Source organism: Clostridium sp. LS (assembly GCF_002760435.1).
GTDB lineage: Bacteria > Bacillota > Clostridia > Clostridiales > Clostridiaceae > Clostridium.
This window is the reverse complement of the sequence record NZ_AUUU01000006.1, coordinates 51,595-65,174: the sequence shown is the minus strand read 5'-3', so window position 1 is coordinate 65,174 and position 13,580 is coordinate 51,595. Positions and strand designations below refer to the sequence as shown.

Sequence of the window (13,580 nt, the reverse complement as noted above, 5' to 3'; positions counted from 1 at the left end):
ATTTTTGGTGGATGTAATTGATAATTACATCCTAAATATAGTAAAATTACTTATCATAATAGGTTATTTTGCCCAAAGAGCATTTATATGTAATTGAAAATGAAATAATTAACCCATTATTGTGTTAGTAAAGGCTAGTTTAAGGAATAATTTGTAGTTTGATAATGGTAGGAGGAAATATATTTATGGAAAAAAATAGAGTATGTGAACTGTTAAAAATAAAATATCCTATATTTCAAGGCGGTATGGCAAGAATTGCAGATGCTTCTTTAGCTTCAGCAGTAAGTGAAGCTGGTGGAATTGGAATAATAACAGGTGCAGCACCAACTGAATGGGTAAGAGAACAAATAAAAAAGACTAAGGAAATGACGAGTAAGCCATTTGGTGTCAATATTATGCTAAGAGCAGAAAATGTTGATGAAATAGCTGACTTAGTATGTGAAGAAGGCGTATCAGTAGTTACAACTGGAGCAGGCAGTCCAGGAAAGTACATGGAGAAATGGAAGGCTCACGGAATTAAAGTTATACCAGTTGTAGCTTCAGTAGCTTTAGCAAAGAGAATGGAAAAGGCAGGGGCTGATGCTATTATTGCAGAAGGAACTGAATCAGGCGGACATGTAGGGCAATTAACAACTATGACATTAGTGCCACAGGTTGTAGATTCAGTTAGTATTCCAGTTATAGCAGCTGGTGGTATAGGAGATGGAAGAGGTGTAGCTGCATCATTTATGTTAGGTGCTGAAGGGGTTCAAGTTGGAACAAGATTTTTAGTAGCTAAAGAATGTACTGTACATCAAAATTATAAAGAGAAAATATTAAAGGCTAATGATATAGATACTGAAGTAACAGGAAGACCAACAGGTCATCCAGTAAGAGTTCTAAGAAATAAGCTTGCAAGAAATTATCTAAAATTAGAGAAAGAAGGAGCATCTATTGAAGAACTAGAAAAGCTTGGGGTAGGCGCGCTTAAAAAGGCTGTTGTTGATGGAGATGTTGAAAATGGATCAATCATGTCAGGTCAAATAGCAGGACTTATCTGTAAAGAACAAACATGTAAGGAAATGATTGAAGAATTATTTACAGAAGCAGATAAAATATTTGAGCGTTTTGGAGGAAAACATGAATAGTAATAAAACCGCATTTCTTTTCCCAGGTCAAGGAGTTCAAACTATTGGAATGGCAAAAGAGCTTTGTGATAATATACCAGAATGTAAAGAACTTTTAGATCGTAGTGAAGAGATTTTAGGTATGCCTATAAAAAAGATGATGTTTGAAGGACCAGAAGAACTTCTTACAGCAACTGAAAATGCTCAGCCTACAATTCTTGTTGCGTCTTTAATAGCATTGAAAGCATTAGAAATTAATGATATTAAAGCTGATTATGCAGCAGGACTTAGTTTAGGAGAATATGCAGCATTAATATATGGGGGAGCACTTTCTTTAGAAGAAGGATTATTACTTATTAAAGAAAGAGGAAGAATTATGGGCAGCGCTCTACCAGAAGGTCTTGGAAAAATGGCTGCTGTATTGAAGTTAAGTGATGAAAAAATACAAGAATTATTAACTAGAGCAGGCGAATTTGGAATAGTAGAAGGTGCTAACTTTAACTGTCCAGGTCAAGTTGTTATTTCGGGTGAAAATAATGCAATTGATGAGGCAGTTAAAATTGCGAAGGAATTAGGCGGCCTTGGAATTCCATTAAAAGTTAGTGGACCATTCCACAGTTCTCTCCTTGAGCCAGCAAGTGAAGAATTCTTTAACACAATTAAAACTGTAGATATTAAAGAGGTTAATAAAACAGTGTATTCAAATGTTAAAGGACTTCCTTATGATAAAGAAGATGATGTTAAAGATTTACTTAAGAGACATATAAGGTCATCTGTACTTTTTGAAAAGACCATAAATCATATGATTGACAGTGGCGTTGATACTTTCATTGAAGTTGGGCCAGGAAAAGCTCTTAGAGGATTTGTTAAAAAGATAAATAAAAGTGCAACACTTTTAAATGTAGAAGATATGGAATCATTAAAGAATACAATCAACTCAGTTAACAGTTAACAATTTATAGTTTAGGGTGGAACTTAAAGAGAAAGTTCGAGAAGCCAAATATAAAATTTGGAATCTCACTTTTCCTTTCAGGAGTTCTAAAAATATGTTTTTCAAATTCCTTTGGAATTTGTTCCATAACTGTGAACTGTTAATTGCAAATTGTAAATTGTCGAAAGGGGATTTTTATGCTAAAAGGAAAATGTGCAATTATTACAGGAGCGTCAAGAGGTTTAGGAAAGGCAATTGCTTTAAAGCTTGCATCTCTTGGAGCTAATGTGGTTTTAAATTATAGAAGCAGCGAAAAAGAAGTATTAGAAGTTGAAGATGAAATCAAAAAAATGGGTGTTGAAGTTTTAAGTATAAAAGGAGATATTTCTAAAGTAGAAGAAGTAGAAAATCTTATTACAGCAGCTAAAGAAAAGTTTGGTAAAATTGACATTATAGTAAATAATGCAGGAATTACAAAAGACAATTTAATACTTAGAATGAAAGAAGAAGATTTTGATAATGTTATTGATGTAAACTTAAAAGGAGTATTTAATTGTTTAAAGGCTATTACTCCAATAATGATTAAACAAAAATCTGGAAAAATAATAAACATTTCATCAGTAGTAGGGCTTACAGGAAATGCAGGCCAAGTTAATTATGCAGCGTCTAAAGCTGGTGTAATTGGAATGACAAAGTCACTAGCAAGAGAAGTTGGTTCAAGAGGAATTACTGTAAATGCAGTAGCACCAGGATTTATTGAAACTGATATGACACATGTTTTAAACGAAAAAGTTAGTGAAGAAGCTAAGAAAAATATACCACTTAAGAGATTTGGAAAACCAGAAGATGTAGCAAATGTTGTAGCTTTCCTTGCTAGTGAAGGTGCGGATTATGTTACAGGTCAAGTAATCCAAGTTGATGGTGGAATGTTAATGTAATGGAGGAATAATAAAATCATGGAAAGAAGAGTTGTTATTACAGGAATGGGAGCTGTAACTCCAATAGGTAATGATGTTAGTACGTTTTGGAATAATGCAAAAGAAGGAAAACTAGGAATAGATTTCATTACTTTAGTGGACCAAGAGTTAATAGATGTAAAAATTGCAGCTGAAGTTAAGGACTTTGATCCAGAAGCAGTAATTGGGAAAAAAGAGTGTAAAAGATTAGATAGATTTGCCCAATTTGGTTTAGTTGCAGCAGACGAAGCAATAAAGAATTCAGGAATAGACTTAGAAAAAGAAGATTTAGATAGATTTGGAGTAATGTTAGGTTCTGGAATAGGTGGTTTTGAAACTATTGAAACCGAATGTAGCAAATTAGCTACTGGAAAATCAAAGAGAGTAACACCATTCTTTATTCCTATGGCAATAATAAATTTAGGAGCAGGAAATGTAGCTATTAAATATGGCTTAAAAGGACCTTGTACATCAGCAGTAACTGCTTGTGCTACAGGAACTAATAACATTGGGGATGCATTTAGAACAATTAAGCATGGTTATGCAGATGTAATGCTTGCAGGTGGAGCGGAAGCTTCAATAACAAGACTTGCAATTAGCGGGTTTCATAGTATGAAGGCTTTAAATTCAAACAATAATCCAGAGAGAGCTTCTATTCCTTTTGATAAGGAAAGAAGTGGTTTTGTAATGGGTGAAGGAGCAGGTGCTTTAATTCTTGAATCTTTAGAACATGCTGAAGCAAGAGGAGCAAACATAATAGCTGAATTAGTTGGATATGGTTCGACTTGTGATGCATATCATATTACTTCACCAGCACCAGATGGAAGCGGTGCAGCTAGAGCTATGAAAGATGCTATAGCTGAAGCAGGGATTAAACCAGAAGAAGTTTCTTATATAAATGCTCATGGGACTTCTACAGAATTAAATGATAAATTTGAAACGGCAGCAATTAAAGCAGCATTTGGAGAAAATGCATATAATATTCCAATATCTTCAACAAAATCTATGACAGGTCATCTACTTGGAGCAGCTGGAGCAATAGAAGCAATTATATGTGCAAAAGCACTTCAGGAAGGATTTATCCCACCAACAATTGGGTATGAAACAAAGGATGAAGAATTAGATTTAGACTATGTACCTAATGTTGGAAGGAAAGAAGAGTTACAATATGCCCTCACTAATTCACTAGGATTTGGTGGACATAACGCGACTTTACTTTTAAAGAAATTTAAATCAGTTAACAGTTAACAATTAACAGTTAGCAGTTAAGAATGAAATTCTTACAGAATTTCTAAAAATATTTTTATTCAAATTCCGCAGGAATTTACACCCTAACTGTTAACTGTGCACTGTTAACTTTTAACTGAATAAAGGAGGATATATTTATGGACTTTGAAAAAATAAAAGAGCTTATTAAATTGGTTGACTCATCAAGCCTAGCCTTTTTTGAGCTTCAAAGTAACAATGATCATATAAAAATGGATAAATCTTTAAACAGGGGATTAACTGATAGTAGTGCAGCTGCAGTAAGCGTAGCTAATAACCCAATTAATACTAGTGCTAGTGCACCAGTGAATTCAACTATACAAAGCACAAAAACTGCTAATAATGTAGTTGAAAAAGAGGAAGTTAAAAATGTTGTGGAAGAAGCAATTATAGATGATAAGAATATTAATACTATAACAGCGCCAATGGTAGGAACATTTTATTCTTCTGCATCACCAGAAAGTTCGCCTTTCGTAGAAGTAGGCAGCACAATTTCAAAAGGCAAGGTTATTTGCATAATTGAGGCTATGAAGCTTATGAATGAAATAGAAAGCGAATATAGCGGAGTTATTGTTGAGCGCTTAGTTAACGATGGAGACATGGTAGAATACGGTCAGCCTTTATTTAAGGTTAAGGGGGAATAAAGGATGCTAAATATAAATGAAATAAAAGAGATTATACCTCATAGATATCCAATGCTGTTAATAGACAGAGTTGTTGAAATGGATATTGAAGATAAAATGTTTGTAAAAGGATATAAAAATGTTTCTGCTAATGAAGCTTATTTTCAAGGACATTATCCACAAGAACCAATTATGCCAGGAGTGCTTCAGATTGAAGCATTAGCTCAAGCAGGAGCAGTTGCCATTCTTTCTATGGAAAAGTACAAAGGAAAAACTCCACTGTTTGCCGGAACTAATAAAGTTAGATTTAAAAACAAAGTTGTTCCTGGAGATAAATTAGATTTATATTGTGAAATAATAAAAATAAAAGGGCCTATAGGAGTTGGAAAAGGCATTGCCTCAGTTGATGGAAAGACAGTTTGTGAAGCAGAGATACTTTTTGCTATAGGATAGGTGATATGAATGTTAAAGAAAGTGCTAATTGCCAATAGAGGAGAAATTGCAGTTAGAATAATTAGAGCTTGTAGGGAAATGGGAATAAGTACAGTTGCTGTTTATTCAGAGATTGATAGAGAAGCACTTCATACTCAATTAGCAGATGAAGCAGTATGTATTGGACCTGCAATGCCAAAAGATAGTTATTTAAATATAACTAATATTTTAAGTGCGTGTGTTTTAACTGGTGCTGATGCTATACATCCGGGATTTGGATTTTTATCAGAAAATCCAAAGTTCGCAAAGATGTGTAAGCAATGTAACATTAAATTTATAGGACCTGATTATGAAACTATTGAAATGATGGGAAATAAGGCCAAAGCTAGAGAGATAATGAAAGCGTCTGGAGTTCCAGTAGTTCCAGGATATGAAGGCGAGATAAAAGATGAAGCTCATGCTCTAGAAATTGCGAAAGAAATTGGATATCCAATAATGATAAAAGCATCTGCTGGTGGCGGCGGAAAAGGTATAAGAATCGCAAAGAATGATGAAGAATTTTTAATGGGATTTAAGACTGCAAAATCAGAAGCAAAAGCTTGTTTTGGAGATGATTCCTTATATATAGAAAAATATATTCAAAAGCCAAAGCATATTGAATTTCAAATTTTGGCTGATGAACATGGTAATGTAGTGCATTTAGGAGAAAGAGAGTGCTCAATGCAACGAAAGAACCAAAAAGTTCTTGAAGAAGCTCCATCTAATGTATTAACCCCAGAATTAAGAACTAAGATGGGTGAAATTGCGAAAAAAGCTGCCAGTGCAGTTGATTACAAAAATGCTGGAACTATTGAGTTTTTGTTCGATAAAGATAATAATTTTTACTTTATGGAAATGAATACAAGAATACAAGTTGAGCATCCGATTACTGAAATGATTACAGGAATAGACTTGGTAAAAGAACAGTTAAAGATAGCTTCTGGTGAAAAACTTGAGTTTACTCAGGACGATATAAAAATTAAAGGTCATGCTATAGAATGTAGGGTAAATGCAGAAGATCCAGACCATGATTTTAGACCATGTCCAGGAACTATTGAAGAACTTTGTGTTCCAGGTGGAATGGGAGTAAGAATAGATTCTGCAATATTTTGTGGGTATAAAATCCCTCATTGCTATGATTCAATGATAGCTAAATTAATTACTTTTGGAAATGATAGAAATGAAGCTATTGTAAAAATGAATAGAGCGTTATCAGAATTTGCAGTTGGCGGAGTAAAAACAAATATTAATTTTGAATTATCTATACTTGAAACTAAAGAATTCTTAGAAGGTGACTATGATACCTCATTTTTAGCAGAAAAGATGGTGAAGAAGGATGTCTCTTAAGGACCTATTTATAAAAAAACAACAATATGCAACCGTCAGACCTTCAGTTGTTAGACATAATGAGCCACAGGAAAAACCTAATATTCCGTCAGGAATGTGGGTGAAATGTGACAAATGTAGCGCAATGATATATGGTGAAGATTTAGAAAATACTAAACATGTTTGTACAGTTTGTGGCCATCATTTCAGAATAAATGCAAAAGAAAGAGTGAAAATTCTATTTGATAAGGATACTTTTAAAGAACTTTGGAGAGATTTAAAAACTACAAATCCATTAGAATTTAAAGGCTATGAGGAAAAACTGAAGAGTGGAAAAACTGATAGTAAAGAAGCAGTTGTAACAGGTGTAGGTCAACTAAATGGAATAGAAGTGGCTTGTGCAATCATGGATAGTTTCTTTATGATGGGAAGCATGGGTACTGTTGTTGGTGAAAAAATTACAAGACTTGTAGAATATGCTACGGAAAATAAACTTCCAGTTATTGTTTTTACTGCATCTGGTGGTGCAAGAATGCAAGAAGGTATTTTTTCGCTTATGCAAATGGCTAAAGTAAGTGCAGCGCTTGCAAAGCATGATGAAGCTGGTCTTTTATACATTTCCGTGTTAACTGATCCAACTACTGGTGGTGTAACAGCAAGTTTTGCTATGGAAGGTGACATTATATTAAGTGAGCCAGATGCACTAATTGGTTTTGCAGGAAGAAGAGTAATAGAAAATACAATTAAAGAAAGTCTTCCAGATGATTTTCAAAAGGCTGAATTTTTAATGCAAAAAGGGTTTGTCGATGCTATTGTTGAAAGAAAAAACATGAGAGCATGTATATATAAAATTCTTATTTTACATGGGGTGAGAAGTAATGGATAAAGAATTTATAAAAAGTAATGTAACACCATGGGAAAGTGTTGAAATAGCAAGACATAAAGACAGACCGACTGGAAAGTATTATATTGAAACTATCTTTAAGGATTTTATAGAATTTCATGGTGATAGAAATTTTGGAGATGATAAGTCTATAATTGGAGGAATAGCATCAATTAATGATTTAAGCGTTACAGTTATAGCGATAACCAAGGGTTCTAACACTAATGAAAATATAAAAAGAAATTTTGGAATGCCAAATCCAGAAGGATACAGAAAGGCATTAAGACTTATGAAGCAGGCGGAAAAGTTTAAAAGACCTGTTGTATGCTTTGTAGACACTCCAGGGGCCTTTTGCGGAGTTGGAGCTGAAGAAAGAGGTCAAGGGCAAGCTATAGCTAATAATCTTTTTGAATTAAGCAGACTAAAAACTCCGATAATCTCTTTTGTTACAGGAGAAGGTGGAAGCGGCGGTGCTTTGGCATTAACAGTTGCAGATAGAATTTTCATGCTTGAGCATTCTATATATTCAATTCTTTCACCAGAAGGATTTGCATCTATTTTATGGAAAGATGCCAGTCGTGCAAAGGAAGCAGCTGCAGTTATGAAAATTACGGCTAAGAATCTCAAGGATTTTAACATAATTGATGATGTGATAAAAGAACCAAGAGGCGGAGCTCATAAAAATCCAGCTAAAATAGCTGAGAATATAAAAAAGAGTATTGTAGAATCTTTATCAGAATTAAAAGGAAAAGATTTAGATACTTTAGTTAGTGAAAGATATAATAAATTCAGAAAAATGGGGAATTTTTATTAATTGAATTATAAATAGACGTTTTATATAAGAAAAATATGCACTATTATTAAAGTGAAATATTCACTATTATTAATGTGCATATTTTTTTGCTATTAATGTTTATTTCTTTTTAGATTAGTGTTTCTAGAATTGAAGAGATAGCAGTGTGATATAATATTAAGGTACAATCAAAAAAATAATCATGACATTTTGGACTTGTTATTTTTTTATGCGCCTTATAAAACTAATTGGAGGGTAAACTTATGGATAGTAATAGTACAAAAGTTGCTAAAATTGCTACTAAAATGGCCATTTGCGATAGACATGAAGAAGAACATTTAAAGAAGTTATATAATGAAAAAGGAATTAAAGTTACGGCAGTAAATATAGGCGGTAATATTAATTCATCAATATCCAAAATACTTGAAAGTGCATTGGTGGCAGCAAAACGAAATGAGCTAATTAGAGAAGAACATTTGCATGAGGGAGCTGTAATAGGAGCAACAAGAGATGCAATAATTCAAATTGCTAATAGAGCTAATGGTCAAAATGTGGGAGGAAAAATTGGAATTGCAAGAGGTGGAGAGCATATATCAGTTTGCATATTTTTGAATATAGGATTGCTACACCTAGATGAAGTGGTTATAGGGATAGGTCATAGAGCTTTACCAATTTAGTCATATGAAAGAAAAATGAATGTTGTTTTTTATTATAATTCCACGAATTTGAAATAATAAAAGGCTATTATTTCTATTTATTAGAATATATATATAATTTTTATACAAAAAAACTTAAAAAATCTCCAAGGAGTGATTGGGCTAACTTTACAACTATATTAAATTATGATATTATATCTTAAAAGATTTATAAATTATTATCAATTTATTTGACTATTTATCATAAATATATATGTATATTTATGATAATATTTATGGAATATAATTTATGCAGTAGTATAGTAGGAAATTGATAATAAGGAATATAATAGGAGGATAGAAATATGGTAGGGAAAAGAAAATTAGCCATGCTGTTATGCACAGTTTTAGTAGGGGGAATCCTATCAGGGTGCGGAAAGAGTGCAACAGATTCTAATGGTGGAGGCTCAACATCGTCAGCAGTTAAAAATATTGGGGTTTTACAAATAGTACAACATGATGCTTTAGATTCTGCAAACAAAGGTTTTGTTGATGGCTTGAAAGAAAAAGGCTTTGAAGAAGGAAAGAATATTAAAATTGAACAGCAAAATGCTCAAGGTGAGATAGCAAATACACAAACAATAGCTAAGCAATTTGTAGATTCAAAGAAAGATTTAATTTTTGCTATAGCAACACCATCAGCTCAAGCGGTAGCCAATGCTACAAAAGATATACCAGCAGTATTTACAGCAGTAACTGACCCAGTTGGAGCTGGAATAGCAAAAGATTTGAAAAGTTCAGGAACTAATTTTACAGGAACATCAGATGCAGTTTCAATGGATGATCAAATCGACTTATTAAAAAAATTAATACCAAATGCTAAAACTGTAGGTGTTATTTACAACACTTCAGAGGCAAATTCAGTTGGACAAGTAGCTGAATTAAAAAAGGTTGCGGCAGCAAAAGGATTAACAGTAAAAGAAATATCAGTTACTAATGTAAATGAAATAAATCAAAATTTAGCTAGTGCGTTAGGAAGCATAGATGTATTATATACACCAACTGATAATACGGTAGCATCTGGATATGCTTTAGTAGGTAAACTTTGTGTGGATAAGAATGTTCCTATAATAGGAGCTGAAGCAGCAATAGTAGATAAAGGTGGTCTAGCATCAATAGGAATAGATTACTATAAACTAGGAAAAGAAGCAGGCTATAAAGCAGCAGAAATATTGTCAGGTAAGAAGCCTTCTGATATTGAAATAACTACGCAAAAAGATAAGACTCTTACAATAAATACAGATGTTGCAAAGAAATTAAATATAACAATTCCATCTGATATGGACGCATCTGCTAAAAAAGTAACTGGAGGCGTTGCATAGTGGACGTCTTAATTAACATTTTAGAACAAGGGTTATTATTTTCTTTAGTTTCAATTGGAGTATATATAACATATAAAATTTTAGATTTTCCCGATTTATCAGTAGATTCTACATTCCCACTTGGTGGAGCAATTTCAGCGGCTCTATTGGTAAATGGAGTAAATCCATGGATAACAATAATAGTAGCAACTTTAGGTGGAGCTTTAGCAGGAGGAATAACTGCATTCCTCCATGTTAAACTTAAAATAACAAATTTAATGGCTGGAATATTGGTGATGATAGGATTATATTCAATTAACCTTAGGATAATGGGAAAAGCCAATGTTCCGTTACTAACCACTAAAAATTTATTTGGATCAGATGTTCCGAAGATAGTAATAATACTAATAGCAGTTGTTATTGTGAAAGTATTATTAGATGTATATTTAAAAACTAAATCTGGATTTCTACTTAGAGCTGTAGGTGATAATGAGCAAGTAGTATCATCTCTTGGAGTAAATAAAGATTTAGTTAAGGTAATAGGTCTTATGATAAGTAATGGATTAGTTGCCCTTGCAGGAGCATTAACAGCGCAGTATCAAGGCTTTAGTGATGTAGGAATGGGGACAGGTACCGTTGTTATGGGGCTTGCAGCAGTTATTATTGGTACATCTTTATTTGAAAGAATATCATTTGTTAAAGTAACTACTTTATCAATATTAGGTGCAATCATTTATAAGGGAGCAATAGCAGTAGTATTAAAACTTGGACTAAACGCTAATGACTTAAAATTAATGACAGCGATAATTGTGGTTATAGCATTATGCTCTAATAGTGGAGTTTTCAAATTTAAAAAGAAAAAAACTATTGTAGGAGGTAATGCACAAAATGTTAAAAGTGAAACAACTATCCAAAGTGTTTAATCCGAATACTATAAATGAAAATAAAGTTTTTGATAACTTATCATTAGAGGTTAATCAAGGGGATTTTATAAGCATAATTGGTTCTAATGGAGCAGGTAAATCTACTCTTTTAAATATGATATCCGGAACATTAGAAGCTGACTCGGGATCAATATTATTGGATGGAGACGAAGTTATTAATAAACCAGAGTATTTAAGAGCAAAGTCTATAGGAAGAGTATTTCAAGATCCTTCTAAAGGAGTTTCACCTAATATGACTATTTTAGAAAATATTGCTCTAGCAGATAACAAGGGTAAAACTTTTGGACTCAGCTTTGGAATTAATAAAAAGAGAATAGATTACTATAAGGAAATGGTAAGAGAACTTAATTTGGGGCTGGAAGATAAGTTGTACAATAAAGTATTACTTTTGTCTGGTGGTCAAAGACAGGCGCTGACTTTGTTAATGTCAGTAATGTCAAAGCCTAAATTATTACTTTTAGATGAACACACAGCAGCCTTAGATCCTAAAACTTCTGAAAAAATAATGGATATAACAAGAAGTATTGTTAAAGATAGCGGAATAACAACTCTTATGGTTACACATAATCTTAAACATGCCCTTGAAAATGGGAATAGACTTTTTATGATGCATAGAGGTCAGATTTTAGTTGATGTTAAAGGTGATGAAAAAGAAAAGCTAGATAATAATAAACTTCTTGGACTTTTCGAAAAAGCCAATGGAGCTGAAGCTCTAAGTGATAGAACTTTATTTGGATAAGCCATTTTATTAAAGAATTATCTTAAATAAAAATTAATTTTAAATTACTATTTAAATTAAATCAAAATAGTAGTATACTTTAGTATATATTATGAAGCAAAGCAGCGAGAATTTTAGATTCTTACTGCTTTTTTATTTTTTTATATCTGCTATAATATTATTTGTTGTAAACTTATTTATCTAAATAATAAAAAAATTATACAATAGTATATTTAAGTTAAAATTAAGTTTATATCAAAAGATTAAAATAATATATAATGGCATAAAGGAGTGTAAGAAGTGAGACCATTAGCAGATTTAATGAGACCTAATAAATTAGAAGATTTTGTAGGACAGCAGCACATATTATGTGAGGGAAAGCCATTATATAATTTAATAAAAAGTAGAAATATTTGCAATTGTATATTTTATGGGCCGCCTGGAACGGGCAAAACAACGTTAGCTAATATAATGGCTAACTATGTTGATAAGAAATTCTATAAATTAAATGCAACAATAGCTTCTGTAAAAGATATTCAGGACATAACAAACAATATGGATAATTTGTTAAATTATAGCGGAGTGGTGTTATATATTGACGAACTTCAACATTTTAATAAAAAGCAACAACAAGCATTGTTGGAATTTATTGAAGATGGAAGAATAACACTGATTGCAAGTACTACTGAAAATCCATATTTTGTAATACATAAGGCGATTATAAGTAGGTGTAACATATTTTCTTTTAATCCATTAACTACATATGATATTGTTGTTGGACTAAAAAAATCTTTGGATAAACTAATTAATGAAGGTATAGAAATAGAGTATTCTAATGAAGCTTTAAATTATGTAGCGGAAATATCACAAGGGGATTATAGAAAAGCATATAATATTTTGGAACTCGCAATAAACTCTCAAGTAAAAAAAATACGAACAATTTCTTGTGAATATATAGAAAGTTTAAGTCAATCAAATATAAGAGCTGATTCAAGTGGAGATGAATTTTATAATTTATTAAGTGCACTCCAAAAGAGTATTAGAGGAAGTGATCCTAATGCAGCGGTTCACTATCTGGCTAGACTTATAAAGAGTGGAAATCTAACAGCTATAGTCAGAAGAATATCTGTAATTGCAGCAGAAGATATAGGCCTTGCATTTCCAAATGCACTTTCTGTAATTAATTCTGGAATTGAGCTTGCTTTGAAGGTGGGACTTCCAGAAGCGAGAATAATTCTTTCAGAAATGGTTATATATTTAGCAACTCTTCCTAAATCCAATAGTGCATGTTTAGCAATTAATGCGGCTATGAATGATTTAGAAAATATAAATTTTGGTGATGTACCTATGCACTTAAAAGATGCGCATTACTCTGGAGCTGCAAAACTTGGAGTAGGTGGTTATAAGTATCCACATGATTATCCAAATAATTATGTAAAACAAAATTATCTGCCTAAAGAATTAGATGGGAAGATTTATTACAAAGAACAAAATAATAGATATGAAGAAAGTTTAAAGAAATATTGGGCAGAAATAAAAAAATAATAATTATCGTTTGACAAAAGCC

Annotated in this window: 14 protein-coding genes; all 14 read left to right on the top strand. The window is 32.3% G+C overall.

Annotation, left to right across the window (positions count from 1 at the left end; all coding sequences use genetic code 11):
* The first annotated feature begins 185 nt into the window (after positions 1–185).
* The 14 genes from fabK (at position 186) to COL3_RS01220 (ending at position 13,558) form a co-directional block, all read left to right on the top strand.
* Positions 186–1,127 carry an enoyl-[acyl-carrier-protein] reductase FabK gene (gene fabK / locus COL3_RS01285; protein ID WP_008425010.1) on the top strand — a complete coding sequence of 314 codons (942 nt, stop codon included), beginning with the start codon at positions 186–188 and terminating at the stop codon, positions 1,125–1,127.
* Positions 1,120–2,058 carry an ACP S-malonyltransferase gene (gene fabD, locus COL3_RS01280; RefSeq protein WP_008425008.1) on the top strand — a complete coding sequence of 313 codons (939 nt, stop codon included), beginning with the start codon at positions 1,120–1,122 and terminating at the stop codon, positions 2,056–2,058. The genes fabK and fabD overlap by 8 nt, the downstream gene beginning before the upstream one ends.
* 176 nt (positions 2,059–2,234) lie before the next feature.
* On the top strand, positions 2,235–2,975 hold the full coding sequence (gene fabG, locus COL3_RS01275; RefSeq protein ID WP_008425005.1) for a 3-oxoacyl-[acyl-carrier-protein] reductase: 741 nt from the start codon (positions 2,235–2,237) through the stop codon (positions 2,973–2,975).
* 18 nt (positions 2,976–2,993) lie between these two features.
* On the top strand, positions 2,994–4,241 hold the full coding sequence (fabF, locus tag COL3_RS01270) for a beta-ketoacyl-ACP synthase II (RefSeq protein WP_008425003.1): 1,248 nt from the start codon (positions 2,994–2,996) through the stop codon (positions 4,239–4,241).
* Between the two features lie 137 nt (positions 4,242–4,378).
* Complete coding sequence (accB, locus tag COL3_RS01265; protein WP_008425001.1) at positions 4,379–4,903, top strand: acetyl-CoA carboxylase biotin carboxyl carrier protein; 525 nt, start codon at positions 4,379–4,381, stop codon at positions 4,901–4,903.
* A gap of 3 nt (positions 4,904–4,906) precedes the next feature.
* Positions 4,907–5,335, top strand: a complete 429-nt coding sequence (gene fabZ / locus COL3_RS01260) for a 3-hydroxyacyl-ACP dehydratase FabZ (RefSeq protein ID WP_008424999.1) — start codon at positions 4,907–4,909, stop codon at positions 5,333–5,335.
* 9 nt (positions 5,336–5,344) lie between these two features.
* Positions 5,345–6,700 carry an acetyl-CoA carboxylase biotin carboxylase subunit gene (locus COL3_RS01255; RefSeq protein ID WP_008424998.1) on the top strand — a complete coding sequence of 452 codons (1,356 nt, stop codon included), beginning with the start codon at positions 5,345–5,347 and terminating at the stop codon, positions 6,698–6,700.
* Positions 6,690–7,565: an acetyl-CoA carboxylase, carboxyltransferase subunit beta gene (gene accD / locus COL3_RS01250; protein ID WP_008424996.1), complete on the top strand. Its 876-nt coding sequence runs from the start codon at positions 6,690–6,692 to the stop codon at positions 7,563–7,565. Before COL3_RS01255 ends, accD begins: the two co-directional genes overlap by 11 nt.
* Positions 7,558–8,376, top strand: coding sequence for an acetyl-CoA carboxylase carboxyltransferase subunit alpha (locus tag COL3_RS01245; RefSeq protein ID WP_008424994.1), 819 nt, complete (start codon positions 7,558–7,560; stop codon positions 8,374–8,376). The genes accD and COL3_RS01245 overlap by 8 nt, the downstream gene beginning before the upstream one ends.
* A gap of 242 nt (positions 8,377–8,618) precedes the next feature.
* Positions 8,619–9,032 (top strand): HutP family protein, encoded by a 414-nt coding sequence (locus COL3_RS01240; protein WP_008424992.1) that lies wholly within the window; start codon positions 8,619–8,621, stop codon positions 9,030–9,032.
* Positions 9,033–9,355: 323 nt separating this feature from the next.
* Positions 9,356–10,372, top strand: a complete 1,017-nt coding sequence (locus tag COL3_RS01235) for an ABC transporter substrate-binding protein (protein ID WP_008424990.1) — start codon at positions 9,356–9,358, stop codon at positions 10,370–10,372.
* Positions 10,372–11,274: an ABC transporter permease gene (locus COL3_RS01230; protein ID WP_008424988.1), complete on the top strand. Its 903-nt coding sequence runs from the start codon at positions 10,372–10,374 to the stop codon at positions 11,272–11,274. Before COL3_RS01235 ends, COL3_RS01230 begins: the two co-directional genes overlap by 1 nt.
* A complete protein-coding gene (locus tag COL3_RS01225) occupies positions 11,240–12,034 on the top strand; it encodes an ATP-binding cassette domain-containing protein (RefSeq protein WP_008424986.1) in 795 nt (264 codons plus the stop codon). The genes COL3_RS01230 and COL3_RS01225 overlap by 35 nt, the downstream gene beginning before the upstream one ends.
* Before the next feature lie 279 nt (positions 12,035–12,313).
* Positions 12,314–13,558: a replication-associated recombination protein A gene (locus COL3_RS01220; protein WP_008424984.1), complete on the top strand. Its 1,245-nt coding sequence runs from the start codon at positions 12,314–12,316 to the stop codon at positions 13,556–13,558.
* Positions 13,559–13,580: the final 22 nt, after the last annotated feature.

Bases quoted from the DNA above. Each gene is read 5' to 3' on its own strand.
- COL3_RS01245 (WP_008424994.1), top strand. From the start codon at position 7,558: ATGGATAAAGAATTTATAAAAAGTAATGTAACACCATGGGAAAGTGTT.
- COL3_RS01240 (WP_008424992.1), top strand. From the start codon at position 8,619: ATGGATAGTAATAGTACAAAAGTTGCTAAAATTGCTACTAAAATGGCC.
- fabK (WP_008425010.1), top strand. From the start codon at position 186: ATGGAAAAAAATAGAGTATGTGAACTGTTAAAAATAAAATATCCTATA.
- COL3_RS01235 (WP_008424990.1), top strand. From the start codon at position 9,356: ATGGTAGGGAAAAGAAAATTAGCCATGCTGTTATGCACAGTTTTAGTA.
- COL3_RS01225 (WP_008424986.1), top strand. From the start codon at position 11,240: ATGTTAAAAGTGAAACAACTATCCAAAGTGTTTAATCCGAATACTATA.
- fabZ (WP_008424999.1), top strand. From the start codon at position 4,907: ATGCTAAATATAAATGAAATAAAAGAGATTATACCTCATAGATATCCA.
- fabG (WP_008425005.1), top strand. From the start codon at position 2,235: ATGCTAAAAGGAAAATGTGCAATTATTACAGGAGCGTCAAGAGGTTTA.
- accD (WP_008424996.1), top strand. From the start codon at position 6,690: ATGTCTCTTAAGGACCTATTTATAAAAAAACAACAATATGCAACCGTC.
- fabD (WP_008425008.1), top strand. From the start codon at position 1,120: ATGAATAGTAATAAAACCGCATTTCTTTTCCCAGGTCAAGGAGTTCAA.
- COL3_RS01255 (WP_008424998.1), top strand. From the start codon at position 5,345: ATGTTAAAGAAAGTGCTAATTGCCAATAGAGGAGAAATTGCAGTTAGA.
- accB (WP_008425001.1), top strand. From the start codon at position 4,379: ATGGACTTTGAAAAAATAAAAGAGCTTATTAAATTGGTTGACTCATCA.
- fabF (WP_008425003.1), top strand. From the start codon at position 2,994: ATGGAAAGAAGAGTTGTTATTACAGGAATGGGAGCTGTAACTCCAATA.